A 20,606-nucleotide genomic window follows, 5' to 3' on the forward strand; every position below is an offset into this window, starting at 1 on the left:
CTGTGGCGGCATCAGACCTCACCCCAGACCTGCAGCGGCTGCTCGATCGAGCGGCCGCTTGTCGTGAGCAGGGCAATTGGCCCGAGGCGATCGCGCTCGATCGACAGGCGATCCAGTTGGCTCCTGATTCCGCCCTGGCCTACGGTTCCTTAGCCCAGTCGCTACGGGGAGCCGATCGCCGACCAGCGGCCGTCCAAGCCTGGAACCAGGCGATCGCCCAAGGATTGCCCCAGCCCTCCCAAACGGCGATCGCCCATTGGGAACTCGGCAAACTCCAATGGGAGCTGGGGGAACACAATGGGGCGATCGAGCAGTTCCTGAACGCGATCGCGCTGAACCCCACCCTCATTTCCCTGCAAACCCTCGACGATCTCAGCCGTTGGCTGCGGCGGCGCGATCGACCCACCGAAGCCGCCGCCTTCGAGCAAGCGGCCTTGAAACGGCTCATTCCCGAAGTTCGCCAATTAATCCACCAGGGCAATGCAGCCCTCGCAGCCCGCTGGTGTTTGCGGGTGTTACGTATTGCCCCAGACTCTCATGCACCTCATAATCTCCTTTTTGAGGCATTTACAGCCCTTGATCGACATGAAGAGGCTCGCAGTTGTCTCTATCGAAGTATCCCAGATGCGTTATTAGATGAATTTATTCCTGATCTACTATGCTCGATTGAACGTTTACCATTAATTGACAATACAGAAAACGGAATAGGACAGTTAGTAGAATGGCCAATTTCTGATTCCTCAGAGATACCCGAGCCGCAGCCGATTCTTGCAGATCATAATGTTACCACCTTTGCCCCGCTCGGCCCGCTTGGTCAATTTCCTCGCCACTGCTGGGCCATTGAGCAGGGGCGTGTTTGGGTAGATTCTTGCAATCGAGTATTCTGGAATCGAGATGGAGCAGTAATTGATGGTCTGTCAATTGGAGCAGAGCGCCTGATTACTACTTCCAATCAACTCTCGCATCCCCAATACATTGCAGGAACAGTAGCTGTCATTGCCAAGCAAAATACCAATAATTACTTTCACTGGGTTACTGAGTTCCTACCTCAAGTGATTGATCTTCTAGAATTCTCAAAATCCATAGGTCAAACAATCGATTACTGGTACTTTCATGGGGAGTCTTTGCCTTTTCAGATTCAAAGCTTAGAAGCGCTGGGAATCAGTGAGAAGAATTGTATTTCTAGCCAATTCATTAATCATTTAGCAGCCGACACAATTTTGACATTTAATTTTCTGGGCATCATTGAGTGCCATAGCCGGAGTCTTCACAAACTACGTGATTGGCTGTTACCTAGAAACAATTTGAATTCATATCCATCGAAACGTTTATATTTATCCCGTTCCCGTGCTCGACGAGTTTTAAATGAAAACGAGTTGCGTCCAATCTTAGAGAAATTTAACTTTGAGTATGTTTCTGAGGGCTTGTCATTTACTGAACAAGTTGACCTTTTTTCGCAAGCAGAAGTTATCGCCGGCCCTCATGGAGCGGCTTTCACGAACATGATTTGGTGTCAAAAATCCGTGAAGATATTAGAATTTTTTGCTCCAAGTTATGTCAATCAATGCTACTGGCGCATGAGTCACCAATTAGGTTTTCAATATTATTACTTGCCAGGTAACACTGTTCTCAATAATTCTCATCCTTCTCTTAGTCAAATCAGCTTTTATCATAATCTAACTCTCTCACCACCAACTCTTGTTCAAGCACTGGAGCGTTGCTTTAATTCGAATGAAAGCTACAATTGCACATAATTCATTTGAATCCTTTAAAATAAACCACCACACTTAGATGCTGAGTTTCAACTTTCTAGGTTTAGGGTCTCAATCATGCATATAGCTGACTGATCAAGCTAGCTTGATCCAAACTCTCAATCTCTGATTCCCAATAGTGATAACGAAGTTGATTGCATGATTGCGATCCCCGTCGTCTCTCCACTAAGGTTAAGATTCGGGACGCGATCGACTCGTTCGATCCAAACCTTGCCGAGTGCGTCCCTTCTCGAGTGCGTCACTGTGATTTCGCCCAAACCTGCTCATCGTTCTTGGTTGGTGCTGTCGGCTGCCATTGGTGGCGCGTTGCTGGTTGTGACGGCCCTGGCGATCGCCCTGTTGTTGCGGGTTCCGGCCTTGCCCAACTGCCCCGCCATCTTTTGGCCGCTGGCTTCGGCTTCCATGCGCCTTTACTGCGCGGAAGTGGCGGCCAACAAGCGGACGGTACGGGATTTGCTGGAGGCGATCGCCCTGGTGGAGGTGCTCCCGGCAGATCACGAATTGCGCCCCCAAGCGAATCGCTACTTAGTCGCTTGGGTGGAGGAAATTTTGCGGTTGGCGGATGGAGCCGTGCAAGCGGGCAACTTGGAAGAGGCGCTGAAAATTGCTCGTCAGATCCCAACAACGGTTCCCAATCACGGTCAAGTGAAAACACAGATGGCCGACTGGGAGCGGAACTGGCGGGAGGCAGAAGGCATTTATAACGCGGTGATTGGGGCGATCGACCAACGCAAGTGGGATGCGGCGATCGGGAATGCTAACCGGCTGGTGCGTGGCCCCCTGCGCTATTGGGCAACGGTCAAACACGATGAGCTGCGGGTGCTGATTGCGGAAACGCGCCAGGATGATGGACGGATTCGCCGGGCCCTGGCGCTGGCAAAAGGCGGCAATCCCGATCGCTTTGAGCAGGCCTTTGAACTGCTGCGGGGCATTGAAGCACGGCGGCGACTTTATCCCCTGGCGCAACAGACAATCGCGGATTTAACGGAACAGGTGCTGACCTTAGCCCAGGCAAGTATCGATCGCGGCAATGGAGAGGCGGCGTTGCGGTGGGCGGATTTGCTGCCCGATCGGGAATCGTTGCGGGCCCAGGCGGAAGATTTACGCAACCTGGCAACGGCGGAAACGGCGGCCAAAGGGGGCACGCCTAAGGATTTGGAAGTGGCGATCGAGGAGGCCAGCAAAATTCCGGAAGGGCGGCCCCTCTATGAACGGGCCCAAGCCAAAATTGCCCAATGGCGACGGGACAGCGAAGATGCAGCGCGGTTGGAACGAGCAAAAGAGTTAGCCCAATCGGGCACATTGGTAGACTTGACCAACGCCATTTCCCAGGCTCAGGAAATTCCGGACACCAGCGGTTTGGCGGCCCTGGCGCGGCGGGAAATTACCAACTGGAGCCGTCAAATTCAAGAACTGCGCGATCGCCCCCTGTTGGATCAAGCGGAAACCCTGGCTGGTCAGGGGCGTTGGGCCGAGGCGATCGCCCAAGCCCAGCGCATTGAACCGGAAAGCCCTTTGGCCGCCGATGCCCGTCGCCGGGTGGCCGCTTGGCGAGCGGAGTTGGAACAGCGACAGGACGAGCCAATTTTGCAACAGGCGGAGGAGCTGGCTCGGGGGGGCGACCTCGCGGGGGCGATCGACATGGCGAACCAAGTTGCCAGTGGTCGATCGCTCTATCGCCAGGCCCAACAGGCGATCGCCCGTTGGCAAACCCAGCGCCAAGATCAACAACAACTCACGGAGGCCCAACAGCTCGCCACCGCCAACAGTCCGGACGGACTCGTGAGCGCCATCCTGCTGGCCGATCGGGTCAAACGCAACAGCCCTTGGCGGAGTCAGGCTGACGGTAACATTGCCCGCTGGAGCCAGCAGCTTTTGGCTTTGGCCCAACAGCAGGCGGCCAACGGCGACTTACCCGGTGCGGTGGCCTTGGCTCGCCGCATTCCCCGGGCAGCCACCACCTACGAGGCTGCCCAAACCCAAATTAGTGCTTGGCAACGGTGGATCTCGCCTGCGCCAGCCAGCCCCTAACCTCGACGAAGCCCATCAGGTCACGGTTTTGGCTGTGCAGTTTTGGCTGTGCAGTTTTGGCTATTCAGGCATCCCCCTAGCGCAATTCCACTTGCAATTGAAGCGATCGCAAGTTGGTTGGAGCATTGGCCCAACGCAGCAGCACTTGCCGGAATTGGGCCGCTTGCTCGGGGGTCAGGGCACTGGAAACCGTGTCATCCCAAACCACGCCTACCACGGAACCGCGTTCCAGGGTGAGGGTAACCACGAACGTCCCCCGCAGATTAGCTGGCAAATTGCGTTTGAGATATTGCGTGAGCTGCTCGATCGCCCGTTGATCCAATCCCGGTGCGCTGGCAATCTGCACCGTGGGGGCCGTTGGCAACGGAGACGTAAGATCGCCCTCCACTTCCCCAGCGGGCGGCGGCGGGGCGATCGGGAGGGGCGCGGGTTGCAAGCCGCTGCGGCCACCCGTGGGGCGCGGGGGAGCACCTACCGATCGAGCCGCCTCGGAGCGATCAGATGCGCCAAAGAAGCCTTCATAGCTGGTTCCTTCTGGCAACTCCACGGGAACCGTCACCCGCTGGGTTGAACCATCCGGGTTGACACGCACTTCCTCACTCACGGCCACAAAGGCAGTGTATTGAGACAAAACTCGGTAGGCCAAGGAGGTTTCAACCACCCGATCGATCAGGGATTTCACCTCGTTGCCATAGAGCTGATTCATGAGGTCTTTGATCCGTGACCGGGCCCACAGTTGAGCAATGGCCGGTCGATCGCTCTGACTAAACTCCACCTTGAACCGTTGTTCAAAGGGTTGGCTACCGGCGGTTCTGCCCGTCACAATTAGGGTTCCGGGGGCGCGATCGGCCTTGCGCCCAAAGATCACCAAGGGTTGAGCCGCAAACAGATCCGGCGCGGCGGCCGGATAAAGATCTGGGCCAGGGCCGGGCCCTTCCCAACGCACCCGCACCTCCGTGAGCACCGGGTTGGCAATTTGACGAAAGAATTTTTCCACGGGAGCTTCGGTGGTTTCGTCTTGGCGCACCACTTGCAGGGTTCCGCGTCCCACTTCCGCCAGGCGATCGAGCAAAAAGCGGTTGACGGAACTGCCCACCCCAAAGCTAAACAGCCGATTCCCGGGTTTTAGATTGCGCTGAACGCTGGCGATCACCTCCCGATCGTTGCCAATGTAGCCATCGGTCAGCAGCACCACACTCCGCAACCGCCCCGCTTCGGCCGCTGGAAACCGCAATACCTCATCGATGCCCGCTTGCAGATTAGTCCCGCCGTTGGCTTGCAGGGCTTCAATGTAGCCCAAGGCCCGCTGTCGGTTGGCGGCGGTGTTGGCCAAGGGGCGATCGGACAAGCGGGTGGCCGCATTGGCAAAGTCAATGATCGTGAAGGTGTCGTTAGGGTTCAGACCATTGATGAAACGGCGCATCAATTCCTTGGACTTGGCCAACGGCTGCCCCTGTTGGGAACCGGAAGTGTCCATCAAGAACACCACATCCTTGGGCACGATCGCCCGCTGGGGATAGCCAATCGCCGGGATCAGATATAGCCCAAAGAAACCGCCCCGATCGTCCCCTTGGGTGAGCACGCTGGCTTGGGTGTTGGCCCCCGCCACCCGATAGCGGAGGATGAAGTCTTTGTTAGGAATTGAGTCCGCTGGGGACAGTTGCACGGCGGTAAAGCGCCCCTTGCCGGTGAAGTCGATTTTGTGGGAGGGTGATCGCACCGCTTCGATCGGCACGCCCGCATCGATCGACAGTCGAAGGCTGATGTCATGGCCCGATCGACTGCCGGGGGGCAACACTGGCGGATTAATCCGCGAACCATCGGGCACTTGATCCGTGCTGCCATTGGGGCCGATCGGGTTGCCGGGGTTATACCGCGGCCCCACCACCATTGGGAACACAAATTCATAATCCCCCCCTTCAAACTTCAGGGATTCGGTGTATTGAATGGTGACTTGGATCGCTTCCCCGGGACGAATGTTAGCCAAAGATTGGGTGAAGATATTATCGCGCTCTTGCTCCAACAGTCCGGCCGTGCGACCCTCTTGGCGGGCTTGCTCATAAATTTGGCGGGCTTCTTCGCGGGTTTTTAAATCTCCCTTAATCACCCGATCGCCAATCCGAATTTCCATATCGTCCACGGCGGCATTTTCCGGCAGTGGAAAGACATAAACCGCCTCCAAAGGGCGATCGAACGGATTCGTAAAGGTCTGTTGCACCGTCACTCGCGACAGGTTGCCGGTCACCTGGGCGGTCACCTCGGTTTTATCCAACACAAACCGATCGATCGAGCCATCGGGATTGGGGGCATAGAGACCGCCCACCGGGCGATCGGGCTGGGGCGAAACCATCGGGCGGCCCTCCGGAGACATTCGTTGTGTTAACTGAGCAGCGGGAGCAACCGTGGGGCGAGTTATGGCAGCCATGGCATCGGTTTTGGGCATCGATCGCGCCATCACGGGTGCTGACGACTGAACCATCACGCCCCCCGCAGCCAGCACCACCATCCACTTGATCGCCGTCATTTGCTTACTCATCTCGATCCCCATGGCCTCACACCGGGCCCCATTAGCAATCCATTGCCATCCAACGTTCGGGCCCACCGGTCAACGGGCCCAACCAAACTCGACCCGGAACGACTGACCCTCCTGTTCATGCCTTGGGGGCATTTTTGGGGCGCTGTCCCGAGTCGGGGTTTTGCATGGCTGTACTACTGTTGTAGTGCTTCTGTTTTAGTTCCGCGATCGACGATCACCTTCCGGATCCATCTAGACCCTGGTTGCACGGTTTGTGGTGCGTTCTGCGTCGCGGGTCTTTTTGCCGCGCCAGAAGAATTTCACCGGAGTGCCTTCAAAGCCCAATTCTTTACGGAAATGGCCCTCAATGTAGCGGCGATAGTTGTCGTTGAACCGGTGGGGATCGTTCACAAACAGGGCGATGGCTGGCGGTTGGCTGCTGACTTGGGTTCCGTAATAGATCTTGCCCTGCTTGCCTTGGCGGGTGGTTGGCGGCGAGTGCCAACGCAGCGCATCTTCCAACACCTCATTGATTGTGGCCGTGGAAACCCGGCGACGATGTTGCTCAGCGGCGCGATCGACCAATTCCAAAATCTTCGGGACTCGCTGACCGGTCACGGCACTGGTGAAAATCATTTCCGCCCAATCTAGGAAATAGAGACGGCTACGCAATTCCCGCTCATATTCATAGATTGAGGTGGAATCCTTATCCACCGCATCCCACTTATTCACCACCAAAACACAGGCTCGCCCATCATCGGTAATCCGGCCCGCCAGGCGCTGATCTTGTTCCGTGATGCCATCCAACACATCAATCACCAACAACACCACATCCGATCGACGGATGGCCTTGAAGGCCCGATTGATGCTGAAAAATTCTGGGCCGTAGTCGATCATTTTCTTGCGGCGAATCCCGGCGGTGTCGATCAGCCGGTAGCGCTTGCCATTACGCTCCACCACCATGTCGATCGAGTCCCGAGTGGTTCCCGAAATGGGACTGACGATCGCCCGGTTTTCGCCCACAAAGGCGTTCAACAAACTGGACTTGCCCACATTCGGCCGCCCCACGATCGCAATGTTCAGCTCCGGTTCCTCCGGCAACTGATCCACAGGCGGCAGGTAGCGAAGCGCCGCATCCAACAAATCTCCCGTGCCGTTGCCGTGAATGCCTGACACCGCGAAGGGTTCACCCAATCCCAATTCCCAAAACAGACTCGCCTGAGCCAAGCCCTGATCCGGTGATTCACACTTGTTCACCGCCAGCAACACCGGCTTCGGTTGGCGACGTAACCAATCGGCAATTTCCCGATCGGCATCGGTGGGGCCTTGCTTCCCATCCACCACAAAAATCGCCACCGCCGCCTCCGACAGGGCCGCCATCGCCTGCTCGCGGATCAGGGGCAAAAACTCCGTGTCATCATCAAACACCAGCCCGCCCGTATCCACCACCAGGAAATCCCGATCGCCCCAGAATGCCGGCCGATAGGTGCGATCGCGCGTGATCCCCGGTTGGTCGAACACGATCGCTGATTGATCCCCCGCGAACCGATTCACCAGGGTCGATTTGCCCACGTTGGGCCGTCCCACGATCGCCACCACCGGAAGAGACATACGCCTCACCTACCGCTCTTTGTTCAAAACCAAACTAGCAATCATAGCGCGATTTGGAAGACGTAATTCACGATTAATTCAGGAATTCTGATAATTCAGGTAATTCAGGAATTCTTGGCCCATCACTCGTGCTTGTGACCATCGGGCATAATCGCCGCCGCCATCAGAGCGCCCTCAAAGGAAGCTGAGTAAAGATTCGCCCGGTGTAGATTGGCTCCTTCCAAGTTGGCTCCATGGAATTTCGCTTCTCGCAAATTGGCCATGCTCAGGTTAGCCAACATCAAATTCGCCCCGGACACATCCACCTGGCTGAGGGTCACCTCCCGCAAATCCGCTTCCCGCAAAATGGCATCTCGCAGCGTTGCCATATACAGGTTGGCCCCAATGAGATTCGCCCCAATCAGGGTCGCCTCATCCAAATTGGCACTCATCAAGCTGGCCATGCAGAGGTTAGCCAAGCTGAGATTCGCCATGCGGATATTGGCGCAATATAGGTTGGCCCCCACCAAGTTGGCCAAACAGACGATCGCCAGGCTCAAATTAGCCTCTCGCAGGTTCGCCTCCCGCAGATCTGCCATGCCCAAGTTCGCTTCTCGCAAATCGCAGCGGCTGAGATCCGCCTCCCGCAGCTTAATTCCCTTCAGGTTGGCCGTGTAAAGACTAGCTTCCCGCAAATCAGCTCGGCTAAAGTCCGACTCCCGCACCACACTCATGCACAGATCCGCCCGTCGCAAGGTTGCCTCGCGAAAGTCCACATGACGCATCACCGATTCCCGCAGGTTCACCCCCGATAGGTTGGCCGTGTAGAGGTTGGTTTTGCGAAGGCTGGCCCGCTGCAAATTGGCCCCTTCCAAATTCGCCATACACAAATCCGCATGGCTGAGGTCAAATTGCTGCAAGTTAACTTTGCTGAGATCGGCTTCGCGGAGGTTGGGATAGACGTTGGGGTTGGCGCGTCGCCAGCGGTTCCAAACATCTGCACCTTGCTCGATCAGCACGAGGTGCTCGGGGTTTGCCATCCTGTTGACTCCGGCTCTGAGGACGATGCAGCAAGGTGCGACAGGGAACGAGAAGGGGTTGATCGACGAAATTGAATAGATCGACGAAGAAATTGAATGGTTCTGCCCATTGGACTAAGCATATCAAGGCAATGAAGCCGTTGAAAGGCAACCCAAGGTTGCCCCCGCCTCCCATCGCCCTGTGGTGATGAAAAAGTCTTCAAAGGCTTCCGTGAGCTAGCTGGCTTGACCCGATCGCCCCGCAAATTGGCCAGGAAAGTGGCTAAATCATCCGGATGACCCTTGGGCGATCGAGCAATCAGTTTTTGAAAATAGATGCACCCCAATGCCAAATCCTCAGCTCCCAATGGGAATGGGGATTTTTTTTATGGGTTCGTTGGGTTTCTTGAAACTCGACAGGCTCAAGCTCAGCAGCCCTAGACTCGGAAGCCGTTGCATTAACCCTAAGCTTGAAAGCCCCAGACTCGGCAGGCTAAAACGCAACAGACTTGACCATTGAACCCGAGCAACCGGCAATCCGGCAATCCGTCGTAACTGCCCAATCGATCGGCAACATTCGCTACAATCATCAATCCAGATGCGTCCACTAGTCTGACCCAGTTCGTTGGTCATTCCGCTAGTTATTCATCATTTTATTCACTCACATACCGGAGACAGTCCCCTTGCTGACCCTCGGAGTCAATATTGACCACATTGCCACCATCCGCCAAGCCCGCCGCACCGTGGAGCCGGATCCGGTGGCCGCGGCTGTTTTGGCAGAATTGGGGGGTGCGGATGGGATTACGGTACACCTGCGCGAAGATCGCCGCCACATTCAAGAGCGCGATGTGCGTCTGTTGCGGCAAACGGTGCGCACCCATTTGAATTTGGAAATGGCGGCGACCGATGAAATGGTGGCGATCGCCCTGGATATCAAGCCGGATTACGTGACCCTCGTGCCTGAGCGGCGAGAAGAGGTGACCACTGAAGGCGGCCTGGACGTGGTGGGGGCGGTCGATCGGCTCGGAGATGTGGTGGAAGCCCTGCAAGATGCCCAGATTCCCGTCAGCCTGTTCATTGATGCCGACAGCAAGCAAATTGAAGCCTCTGCCAAAACGGGCGCGAAATTCATTGAGCTGCACACGGGTCGCTATGCGGAAGCTCACAGCCCCGAAGAGCGGCGCAAGGAGCTGGGAATTTTGGCCCAAGGCGCTTGGCGGGCCCGGGAGGCGGGCTTGCGGGTGAATGCGGGCCACGGCTTGACCTATTGGAACACCTACGAAGTGGCCTGCATTGACGGCATGGAAGAGCTAAACATTGGCCACACGATCGTCAGTCGGGCGGCGCTGGTGGGCATGGAGCGAGCGGTGCGCGAGATGAAGGAAATTTTGCAGCGGGCAGCGTTGGATATAAAGTTTCGTCGCTAGGGGTGCGATCGCCCAACGATTCGATCGCCAGGCCGCTAAAATGCAAAGTCGCTAGCACTTCCGTTGATTGCGCCTGTTTTCAAAGTCCTTAAAATTCCTCTGGTAAACCTGCTACCTCTCCCCAAAACCGATGACCACCTATCACTTCTGTTTGGCTAGCCGTCATTTTCTCCTGGAAGAAGAACCCCTTGAAGAAGTGCTCAAGGAACGGACGCGCAACTATCACGAGCGGGAACAGGAAATTGATTTTTGGCTGGTGGAGCAACCGGCATTCCTGGAAGCTCCTGAGTTCAAGGAAATGAAGAAGCAATGCCCCCAACCGTCGGCGGCGATCATTTCCACCAACCCCACCTTCATCACCTGGTTGCGGTTACGGTTGGAATATGTGGCGACGGGCCAGTTTGAAGCGCCTTCTGAGTCGATTCCGGAACCGTTAAAGTCGTTGGCTCCCGTTTCGGCCAGCTAGGTTCTGCACAAGCGACTACGATAACCAGCGCAAGGCTGAATACCCCGATTGGTCTTGGCCAGGGCTGTGCGTTGGGGAAGAGGGAGGATCCACAGTCGGATCCTCCCTTTTGGTGTTGATCGGTGATTGCTGGCGTTGATCGGTGATTGCCAAATGTGACGGAATTAGTTTTTAGGTGGAAAGTCCGGTTTTTCACGATCGCTCGGGTTAGGCTTGGGAGACTGCACCCCAGATTCCATTCCTCAGAATCCACCCCTCAGAATCCATCCTTCAAACCCATGTTGAAACAGCGGTTATGGCGGCCCCTGTGGCAATCCCTGGCGATCGGAACCGGCCTGGCGGCGATCGCGGCCGGTGGCCTGATTCCTGCGGCCCAAGCCCAAACTCGGGAAGACTTGCCCGAGTGCGAACCGCCCCAGTCCGGTGAATTTTTGCTGTTGGTGCGCCGGGCCAGCCGGGATGTGGAAGATCGGCTTTACACGGCGTTGCCCCAAAATGTATCAGCGGAACCCTGTCGCTACGTGGGGGAAGCGGTGATGCGCTTGGAAGGGTTTCCCTCGTTGAACATTGCCAAGGCTTGGGCTGATTATGTGCGCGATCGCACGGGGTTGCAGGCTTTTGCGATCGAATCGCCCAGCGCGCGGGCGGCGGCGGCCTTTCAGCCCACGGCATTAGGAAATGGCTATGCGGTGTTGGTGAATTATTTTGACGACCCGACGGTGGCTCGCGAGTTACGGGATTTTCTGAGCCGGGATGTGGGGTTAGCCAGCTATGCCGATCGCCCGTATCTGTTGGCATCAAGCAGCACAGACAGCAAGGCGGCGGGTGAGTTGATGCGCCGTTTGAGCGATCGGGGATTCACGGCCATGGTGGTGGACGGTCGGCAAGTGATGTTGCTGCGCCAGGCGATCGCCCTACCGGTCGATCGATAAACGCCCCAGGAGAGTTGTTTCAAATTTTCCGCAAACACTCCTCAAAAATTCCCCAAAAATTCCCCCAAAATACCTCCCCACAAATACCGCAAAGTCCCTAACCCAAGAGCATCCCAGCCCTTTTCTCCAGCCATTCAACAAACCGTTATTCACAATCACCCCAAAAACTTTGCCCCAACGCTGAACCTTTTTCGCTAGCCCCCTGTCCAAAGGAGCAATTCAACAGCATTGCGAGCATGGAGGGGCAAACAAGCCGCCAGCAGCAGTGTTTCTAGGATTTCTAGGTTTAAGGGCTGAATGCTGGGAAAGGCTCTCTATGCTCAATTGGGTCGCTGGCAAAGGACGGCGGTTTTGGCGGTGGCCACGGACGATCGCTCGATCGTGCAACGGGCCGCTGGTGGGGACGCGCGGGCCTTCCAGCATCTCTATCGCCAACACCAAGCTCGGGTACGCGCCACGCTCTATTCCCTCTGCGATGCGGATGGTTTAGATGATTTGGTGCAGGAGGTATTCCTGCGGGTTTGGCGAGGGTTGCCGCGTTTTCGAGGGTCGGCCAGCTTTTCCACTTGGCTTTATCGAATTACTTGGAATGTGGCCAGCGATCGGCGGCGGGAGTTGGCCAAAAACCGCGCCCGCCGCTTAGAACCGACGGCGGATCCTGACTTGTCGGAACGGGCGATCGAACAGGCGATCGATCCCCGAACCCAAGACAAGTCCCCCCTCAGCCAACTGCACTACCAAGACTTGGTTCAGCGATCGCTGGCCATCTTGGGGTTCGAGGCCAGGGCCGTGTTGGTGTTGTGTGATCTCGAAGATGTTTCGCAAAAGGAAGCGGCGGAAATTTTGGGAATTCCGGTGGGAACCGTCAAATCGCGGCTCTTTTACGCCCGGGCCCAAATTCGGCAGTTTTTGCAGCAACAGGGGGTGGAACTATGACCGATCGCCCATCTCACCCATCCGATGAGGCTAACGCTCAACCCCGCCCCGGTGGCAACCCCCGCCGGCCCGCCCATCCGGCTGCCGGCCCTTCCGGTCAGGAGGATGTCAAATTGGTGAACTTCTTGCGCCAACATCGCCCCAGCCCACCGCCCGCCGCCCCGGGTCTAGAGCGATCGCTGCTGTTGGAAATTGAGGCCAGCCAACTGCGGGCCGCCCGCCGCCATCGGCAATGGTGGTTAGGCAGTTTGGGGGCGATCGCGATCGGCTGTTGGGCCCTCTTCCAACAGGGGCCGGGAACTCAGGCCCCAGCCCCCAGCGTTGCGGAAGCCGATCTCGAAAGCTTCATCAACGAAACCTGGGGCATGACCCTCGCGCCCAGCAACGTCACCACCCAAACGGCCAGCACCGATGACTCGCTGCCCTGGAGTTTTGACCCCCACACCTGGGAAACGGAGCCGACCAAGCTGGTGAACCGATCGCTCTCAGCCATGGCGCTTCCCGATCAATGGACACCTTACCTCTAGCCCCTGATTAATCAGCATCTCTCAGGAGTTCGTCAATTATGAAATTTTGGAACTTGAATCGCCTTCAGATCACCCTCATGGCCATGGCCGCCGTCGCCACCGTGGGAACTGCGGCCCTGGTGCCGCTGGCCAACGCCCAAGCGGGGCCCGATGATGATTGGATGTCGCAAATGGACGATCGCCCCGGCCCGGGCGGCCCCGGCGGCCCAGACGGTGGCCCTCCCGGTGGTCAACGGGGCGGTCGGGGTGGCCCCGGCGGCATGTTGCGCGACCTGAACTTGACCACCGAACAAACCCAAAAACTCGATCAAGTGCGCGAACAATTCCGCAGCCGCATGGATCAACAAAGAACCGCGATCGACACCGTTCGCCAAGAGATGGGCCGCCTGATGGCCGGCAGCGCCAGCGCCGACCAACTGCGCCAACAGCACAACCGCTTGCAGGCGGAAATGCAAAAAATGGGTGATTTGCGCTTTGAAAGCATGTTAGCCATGCGGGAAATTTTGACCCCGGCCCAGCGACAACAATTGGCTCAACGGATGCAGGAGCGCGGGCCCGGCCGGCGACATGGCGGCCCCGACGGCCAGGGTGGGCCCGGCGGTCGAGATCGGCAAGGGCAACCTAATAATCAAGGTGGCCAGGGCTGGAATCGGCAAGGACAACCCAATAACCAAGGGCAGCCTAATAACCAACGGCCACAATAGAGCCGCAATAGGTTGGTGTTCTCCAATTGATTCCTCAAAGCAATTTTTCTAGGGAAATGACTAGGGAAATTGCTAGGAATTGCTCAGAGAGTTTCCCAAAGGTTTTTTGGTTATTTTCCCAGCACCAGCCAACTTCCCAGCGTTAGCCAACGCTGCAACCCAATAGCCGTGTAGGATCGCCTGTCCTGCGCGGTTTTCTGCTGCGAATTTTCTGCTGCGAATCTATTAAAAATTTGGTGAACATTTGACCAATCAGGGCGATCACAATGTTGGGATCGTAACTGTGGTGATCACGGCGATCATGCTGCCCGTTTGCTGTTTTTCCTTGGCTTGGATCCAGCTCTATGCGCTATCTCTACCTGCACGGTTTTGCTTCGGGCCCCGGTTCATTCAAGGCCAGGGCTTTGACCGATCGATTCCAACAGCATCAAATTACCCTTGAAGCTCCCGACTTTAATGAGGGGGGATTCACCGGGTTGACCCTCAGCCGCCAAATTCAGCAAGTGCAAGCCCTGATTAACCAAACACCGGAGGAACCGATCGGGCTGATTGGTTCGAGCTTTGGTGGCTTGACGGCCCTGTGGCTGGCGGAACAATGCCCCCAGGTGCAACGGTTGGGGCTGTTGGCTCCGGCCTTGGGATTTCCCCAAAGTTGGCACGATCACCTGTCGCCGGATCAGTTAGATCAATGGCAAAGGAGCGGCCAGTTGATGGTTTACCACTACACGGCGGGGAAAGAGCTGCCCTTGGAGTTGGGCTTTTGGGAAGATGCCCAGCGCTATGATCAGTCCAAGCTTCAGCGGGTGTTGCCAACGGTGATTTTGCATGGGCGGGCCGATCGCACGGTGTCGATCGAGCTGAGTCAGCAGTGGGCAGCGAGCCATCCTTGGGTGGAGTTGATCGAACTGGAAACGGATCACGGCATGGGCGACGCGATCGAGCCAATTTGGCAAACGATCGAGCGATTTTTTCAGCTCCTCAACCCTCCCCAAGCACTCCATTAGTTTTGGGCTGAATAGTTTTGGGCCGAATAGTTTTGGGCCAAATCATTGCGGAAATCACGAGCAAGATAGCCAGCATGGTCATCACCAGCAGTCGAGACGAGATCGCTTGGCAACGGTTACGGGATGGTTTGCGGCCGGGCCAGCGGGAAATTGCTGACTGGGCGGGCGGGCCCTTGGCGGTTTCGGCTGTGCCGGGCGCGGGCAAGTCCACGGGCATGGCCCGAGCAGCAGCCCTGACGATCGCCCGGTTCCAGTTGGACGCGCGCCGCCAATTGGCCGTGGTGACCTTTACCCGATCGGCTGCGGCCCACCTGAAGGCCAAAATTCGCGAATCCCTGCAAATATTGGGCCTCCCGCGCCAGGGATTCACGGTGCAAACCCTCCATGGGCTGGCCTTGCAAATTGCCGGACGCAATCCGGAGCTGTCGGGCATGGAGCGCGATCGCACCCTGGTGTCTCCCGATCGCCAGCACCGACTAATTGCCAATGCCGTGGATGATTGGATTACCCAAAACCCATCTCTTTACGGGCTGTTGCTGGAGGGGTTGGAATTTGACGGGGAAGAGGCGGAACGGTTGCGGCGACTGTCCGTGTTGCGAACGGATTTGTTGCCGGAGTTGATGCTAACGGTGGTGCGCGAGGCCAAAAGCTCGGGTCTGAAACCCGCAGATTTGCAGCACATGGGCCAAGCACCGGAGCTGGCCGCCGATCGCTACCCAGGTTTGGCGATCGCGGCGGGTCTCTACGAAGCCTATGAAGCCCAACTGCAACGGCGCAATGCGATCGACTATGACGACATGATTTTGGCGGCTTTGCGGGTTTTGGCGGATCCGGAGGCGGCTAGTCTCTGGCGATCTCGCATCTTTGCGGTGTTTGAGGACGAAGCGCAGGATTCCTCGCCCCTGCAAGCGCGGCTGTTGGAACAATTGGCGATCGACCCGGCCACGAATGCAGTGAACTTGGTGCGGGTGGGCGATCCCAATCAGGCGATTAACTCCTCCTTCACGCCGGCCGACCCGGTATTCTTTCGGCGGTTTTGCGAAGCCTGTCGATCTCAGGGACGATTTGCCCAAATGGATCGATCGGGACGCAGCAGCCTGATCATTCTGGAAGCGGCCAACGTCCTGGTGCAGTGGACGAACGATCGGGAATTCCCCCGCCTCACCCAACAGATTGGCACTCGATCGGCCCTGCCACCCTTTGAGTTGCAATGCATTCAACCAGCAGAACCCAACGACCCCCAGCCGAACGCCAACCCAACGCCGCTCGGATTGGGGCTGGAGTTGGTGCGGCCCGCCGATATTCACCAGTCGATCGCCCAAATTGGCCAACGGGCGATCGACCTGTGGGCCAAGGCCCCCGATCTCAGCTTGGCGGTTTTGGTGCGCACCAATGATCAGGGGCGCTGGGTGGCCAAATCCTTGGGCGATCGATTTGGCGATCGGCTCAATCTTTATGAAGTGGGAGCCAGCGATCGCCAATCCCACGTGCCCGGGGAAATGTTGACCCTGTTGCAATTTCTCGATCGGCCCCACTCGCCCCAATACCTGAAGGCCCTGCTGCGGGTTTTGGTCGATCGACAACGAATCCCCACCCAAGACCTGGACAGCCTGGCCGCCCAGCCCGAACAGTTTCTCTATCCGGGACCGTTGGATCCACCCTTGGCAGAACCGGCCCGCCAGGCCCGGCGCATTTGTGCTGGCATTTTGGCCGCCCGGCTGCATTTGCCCCACTATGCCCTCCTGTCCTTTTTGGCCATGACCTTGGGCTACGATCGCGCCGAGCTGGCCACCACCGACAAATTGATCGAAACCCTCGTGCAGCGCGATCGGGGTGACCAACGGCTAGAAACCACCCTGAACAACCTCGTTGAAATTGTCAGTAACGAAACCTTCGCCCCCGTCGAAGCCGAGGAGTTGCCCGAGTCTCCCTACACTCGCCCCGGCCAGCTCACCATCATCACCGCCCACAAAGCCAAAGGCCTCGACTGGGATGGGGTCTTTTTGCCCTTCCTCCACAGCGACTATTTCAGCACCGAAGCGCGTGTGCCTTTGCAAATGGAGTTTTTGGGGGCATTTAACTTGGGCGACTGTTTACGGGCCCAAATTCGCGATCGGGTGCATGGAGCCGCCAAACTTCCCCCGATCGCGATCGCCACCCACCAAGCCCGTTGGTTAAAAGTGGCCGAAGAATATCGCCTGCTTTACGTGGCCATGACCCGGGCGAAGCGACTGCTGTGGATGGCGGCCGAACAACAGGCCCCCTTCACTTGGAACAAGCCCGAAAACCTCACCACCAAAACGCCCTGCCCTGCATTTTTGGCTTTAGAGACAGATTTTCCTGAATGCAAGCGATCGGCTCCCTAGCTCAACCGCAACCAACAACCGCAACCAATAACCGCAACCAGCAATGGAAAAGGGACTGGCCGAAACCAATCCCTTTTCCAAAAACCCTTTTCAGAGTTGTTTGCCAGAGCACTTTGCAGCAGCAAGTCTAGAGAGTCTTGAGACCGGATCTAAACTCCGCTGCTTCACTCCGCTGATTTAGACTCCGCCAGCATTGATCACGATTCGGCGTTGAAACCGAATGCAGCAACCAGAGCAGGAGGGGCTAATTTACCACAGACCTTGAATCGGGCCCGAGGGAACCATCGGCGTAGAAGGAGCCACGAACGGACGTTGCTCAACCACCACGTCACGGCACTGACGATCCATGCTCACGGGGGTGGCGCGGCCGATGAACTGACGGCACACGGCCTTGCCGGAAGCATTCAGCACAATATCGCGCGACAGCTCTTGGCCGTCCTTGTTGTAGATGAACACTTCGTTACCGGTCAGGTCACGAATCAACACAGGGCCAGCCTTCATGCACTCTTGCACTTCGCGCGACCAAGCTTGGAAACGCGAGTTGCAGATGCCCCGGTGAATATCGAGGTCTTCGAAGGTAATTTTGTTGTCGCTGTTGCAATCACCAAATTGGTGAATCTTGTAGCGATCGGTGATCGGGGTGCTGGTGGTGATGCTGCTCTCTTTCTTCATCGAGAGGTCGATCGGGAACTCAAAGCTCTTGCGCAGAGCTGCACCGGTCGGATCGGTCACCACGCGCAGGCGAGGGCCATCGTAGTAGGTTCCATAGACCACCTCTTGAGCAAGGCTTTGCTCGTGGTAGTCAACTTTGATGTGGGGGTTCAACGCAGGCGCAGCTTGGGCCACCGTAGGCACGCTAGCCGCCACCAGGGAAACCAAGCCCCAAAATGCTTTCGATTTCATAGGTGCTGTGGGTCTTTCTCGTCGGTTGGAAACGAGCATACCGCTTTGGCGGCAGCCCGCAGGGTCGGTGGTGCGGAGCTTCCAATTACTCTAACAGATTGCCTGAAGTTGACCAGCTAACAAAAACGGCAGGCGCGGGGCCTGCCGTTGAATTTCGTCGTTACCGAAGGGGCTGAATTCCTGAGAGATCGGCCCCTAAGAGGGGAAATGGGTTGATCGCCTAGGCCTCTTGCAGCAGCGTTACTTCACCGTTGCGCACTTGCCAAGCAAAGGTCAGCAGCTTGAACCAGCGTTTTTGTACCTGTTTGGGGGTGCAGCCGATCGCCTTGCCAATGGTTTTTTCGTCTTTTTGAGCTTGCTTCAGTTGCACCAGTTGCTGTTGCTCGGGGGTCAGTTCCTCCCAAAACAAGGTCCACAGCGCACCGGACATCCCTAGGCGATCGTCCACATCGGCCCCGAGCCACTGGTGAACCAGTTCCCAGTTGTGCATCCGGGAAAAGCGCTCCACATGATACTTAAACCGTTGTTGCAAATAGTCCCGCTGGCGAGGGCTGAGGCCCAACACTTCGTCAATTTCCGGGGCAGACAGGTCTTGCATTTTCAGGGCCAGGTAGTCCACGCAGTCGTGGTGACCTTGGTTGCGCAAATAGTCCACCAGTTCGTTCAAGATTCGATCGCGCAGGACAGCTTCCGCCGGGTCGATCGCCTCCGAAACCATCTGCTCGCGCACTTGCTGCACGGCGCTGCTGCGGGCATATTGTTCAGCCTCTTCGCCTTTGCCCCCTTCCACGGCCAATTCCATGTCGATCGCCACTTCCGGCGGTTGGCGACGGGCAAAGCTTTTCGCCCGCAGCACGATCAATTGTTGGTTGCGGCAACCGGGCAGGGAAATGCGGCGCTTGGCATATTGCTCCGCGAAGGAGAGATATTCAGCCAACTCCAGCCGGGTGCGAGGTTGGTAGGTCTCAGGCAAGTCGTTTTCCCGCCGAAAGGCCCGCAGGGATTCGATGTAAAACGCTTGCATGAAATCTTCAATCAGGGTGTAGCGAGCCTGGAAGCTCAGTTCCGCTTGGGCCGGAGCAATGTAGCGATAGACCATGGCGCTGAGGGTGCTGTGCAGTTCCACTCGGCCACGCTCGGAGCCGCGCTTATAGTAAGCCAGGCACTTTTGAAGCCGGTGACGAGCCAAGGACAGGGCCCAATCGTCCACTTGACCGGAAGCTTGGATGCGATCGCTCTTTTGGCAAACACGGCTGACTTCGTTCAGGATGCGCTCAACTGTGGCGATCGCTCGGGTGGGCATTTGTCCCACCGAATTCATCACCTCATCCAACAACATCTGTACTTGGGCGCTGGCATCGGCGGGGGCTGGCACAAGGCTGAGGGCAACGGTCGCGGCGGGAACAGGGCTGGAAGGGCGGCGGACTTGGGGGGCGGTGGCCAGTTGAGCGTTCACGATTCTTACCTCAGGATGCACAACACAACGGTGACGACGAAGGTTGTCGGGGAAGCGCTTGGGAGGTGCGTTTCTCTTGACAGCTTCACTCTACGGAGCTAGCCCCATTGCCGATCGCGCGTCTGTGTCACTGGCTCGATCGCAATCGGCCCCCTGTTTCGGGGCGATCGACCATCGCAGACACCTAAAACGCCCAAGAGCAGACGGGATAAAGCTTGTGGCGATCTGTTTCCGAGACCATCCAGCTTGGCAACCGCCCCTGAAACCGTCGCTTTCCTCAGCCAGTTGACCAACCGGATCGAAACAGCGCATTTTTGAGGATGGGGTTGCGGATTTGCCGGGTTGCACAATCCTCCCTGCCAATGTTTCGGGCAAGGGGGCGAGGATCCGGATCTGCGCCGCCGAATCCTGGAGTATTCAAGCCAAGAGCCGCTCGATCGCCGTGGTTCAAAGCGTTGTGCGCTCAGAGGATGCCGGAATCGTCAAAAATTTCCCGAAATTTTCCGACCGCCTCGCAGACCCCAAACAGCAGCGTTCAAAATTTCTTGAGCAATTCGCTTGACAAACCCTAGCGGCGGCGATTATCTTAGTTTCCGCGTTGGACGCGCATTCCTCAGTAGCTCAGCGGTAGAGCGGTCGACTGTTAATCGATTGGTCACAGGTTCGAATCCTGTCTGGGGAGTTTCTAAAATTTCGAGCGCCGTAGGGGTTGGGTCTCCCAACCCTAACCCGGGTGATCGCCAAAACCCTGTCCACCCCTGGGAACACCCAAGGATCACGGGAACTGGGCGGGGAGACCCTGGAACTGGGCGGGGAGACCCCGGAACTGGGCGGGGAGACCCCGGAACTGGGCGGGGAGACCCCGCCCCTACGATTGATTGGTTTGAAGAACGAGATCATCAGGGTTTCAGGCGACTTGATGACAGGCCCTAAACCCCTTGCTCCGAGGCCCAGCAAT

General features: G+C 57.1%; 15 protein-coding genes and 1 tRNA gene. 11 read left to right on the forward strand and 5 right to left on the reverse strand.

Going from position 1 to position 20,606, the window contains the following annotated elements; genetic code table 11:
* The first annotated feature begins 2 nt into the window (after positions 1-2).
* Entirely contained in the window at positions 3-1,754 is a 1,752-nt protein-coding gene (locus H6F46_RS05555) for a glycosyltransferase family 61 protein (protein ID WP_190353874.1), read from the forward strand.
* 261 nt (positions 1,755-2,015) lie between these two features.
* Entirely contained in the window at positions 2,016-3,803 is a 1,788-nt protein-coding gene (locus H6F46_RS05560; RefSeq protein WP_190353875.1) for a chromosome segregation ATPase, read from the forward strand.
* Between the two features lie 76 nt (positions 3,804-3,879).
* On the opposite strand, the gene H6F46_RS05565 is transcribed toward H6F46_RS05560, so the two are convergent.
* The 3 genes from H6F46_RS05565 to H6F46_RS05575 form a co-directional block, all read right to left on the reverse strand.
* Positions 3,880-6,339: a VIT domain-containing protein gene (locus H6F46_RS05565; RefSeq protein ID WP_242027793.1), complete on the reverse strand. Its 2,460-nt coding sequence runs from the start codon at positions 6,337-6,339 to the stop codon at positions 3,880-3,882.
* A gap of 231 nt (positions 6,340-6,570) precedes the next feature.
* Complete coding sequence (der, locus tag H6F46_RS05570; RefSeq protein WP_099533003.1) at positions 6,571-7,929, reverse strand: ribosome biogenesis GTPase Der; 1,359 nt, start codon at positions 7,927-7,929, stop codon at positions 6,571-6,573.
* Positions 7,930-8,051: 122 nt separating this feature from the next.
* Positions 8,052-8,948 carry a pentapeptide repeat-containing protein gene (locus tag H6F46_RS05575; protein WP_099533004.1) on the reverse strand — a complete coding sequence of 299 codons (897 nt, stop codon included), beginning with the start codon at positions 8,946-8,948 and terminating at the stop codon, positions 8,052-8,054.
* Positions 8,949-9,610: 662 nt separating this feature from the next.
* Here H6F46_RS05575 and H6F46_RS05580 point away from each other — a divergent pair.
* The 8 genes from H6F46_RS05580 (at position 9,611) to H6F46_RS05615 (ending at position 17,289) form a co-directional block, all read left to right on the forward strand.
* On the forward strand, positions 9,611-10,354 hold the full coding sequence (locus tag H6F46_RS05580; RefSeq protein ID WP_190353876.1) for a pyridoxine 5'-phosphate synthase: 744 nt from the start codon (positions 9,611-9,613) through the stop codon (positions 10,352-10,354).
* A 130-nt stretch (positions 10,355-10,484) separates the two neighbouring features.
* Complete coding sequence (locus H6F46_RS05585) at positions 10,485-10,820, forward strand: MgPME-cyclase complex family protein (RefSeq protein ID WP_190353877.1); 336 nt, start codon at positions 10,485-10,487, stop codon at positions 10,818-10,820.
* Positions 10,821-11,098: 278 nt separating this feature from the next.
* Positions 11,099-11,752 carry a hypothetical protein gene (locus tag H6F46_RS05590; RefSeq protein WP_190353878.1) on the forward strand — a complete coding sequence of 218 codons (654 nt, stop codon included), beginning with the start codon at positions 11,099-11,101 and terminating at the stop codon, positions 11,750-11,752.
* Positions 11,753-12,049: 297 nt separating this feature from the next.
* Entirely contained in the window at positions 12,050-12,688 is a 639-nt protein-coding gene (locus tag H6F46_RS05595; RefSeq protein ID WP_099533008.1) for a sigma-70 family RNA polymerase sigma factor, read from the forward strand.
* Complete coding sequence (locus H6F46_RS05600; RefSeq protein WP_190353879.1) at positions 12,685-13,215, forward strand: hypothetical protein; 531 nt, start codon at positions 12,685-12,687, stop codon at positions 13,213-13,215. Before H6F46_RS05595 ends, H6F46_RS05600 begins: the two co-directional genes overlap by 4 nt.
* A 38-nt stretch (positions 13,216-13,253) precedes the next feature.
* Positions 13,254-13,919, forward strand: coding sequence for a Spy/CpxP family protein refolding chaperone (locus H6F46_RS05605; RefSeq protein ID WP_190353880.1), 666 nt, complete (start codon positions 13,254-13,256; stop codon positions 13,917-13,919).
* Between the two features lie 344 nt (positions 13,920-14,263).
* Positions 14,264-14,923, forward strand: coding sequence for a YqiA/YcfP family alpha/beta fold hydrolase (locus tag H6F46_RS05610; protein WP_190353881.1), 660 nt, complete (start codon positions 14,264-14,266; stop codon positions 14,921-14,923).
* Between the two features lie 74 nt (positions 14,924-14,997).
* A complete protein-coding gene (locus H6F46_RS05615) occupies positions 14,998-17,289 on the forward strand; it encodes an ATP-dependent helicase (RefSeq protein ID WP_190353882.1) in 2,292 nt (763 codons plus the stop codon).
* A gap of 249 nt (positions 17,290-17,538) precedes the next feature.
* Here the strand turns inward: H6F46_RS05615 and H6F46_RS05620 are convergent, their stop codons facing one another.
* Entirely contained in the window at positions 17,539-18,192 is a 654-nt protein-coding gene (locus H6F46_RS05620; protein ID WP_190353883.1) for a hypothetical protein, read from the reverse strand.
* A 220-nt stretch (positions 18,193-18,412) separates the two neighbouring features.
* Positions 18,413-19,648, reverse strand: a complete 1,236-nt coding sequence (locus H6F46_RS05625; RefSeq protein ID WP_099533013.1) for a HetZ-related protein — start codon at positions 19,646-19,648, stop codon at positions 18,413-18,415.
* Positions 19,649-20,258: 610 nt separating this feature from the next.
* Between H6F46_RS05625 and H6F46_RS05630 the strand changes: the two genes are divergently transcribed.
* Positions 20,259-20,330: transfer RNA gene (locus H6F46_RS05630), tRNA-Asn, on the forward strand.
* Positions 20,331-20,606: the final 276 nt, after the last annotated feature.

It is taken from the genome of Limnothrix sp. FACHB-1083, from assembly GCF_014696485.1.
Classification (GTDB): domain Bacteria; phylum Cyanobacteriota; class Cyanobacteriia; order CACIAM-69d; family CACIAM-69d; genus CACIAM-69d.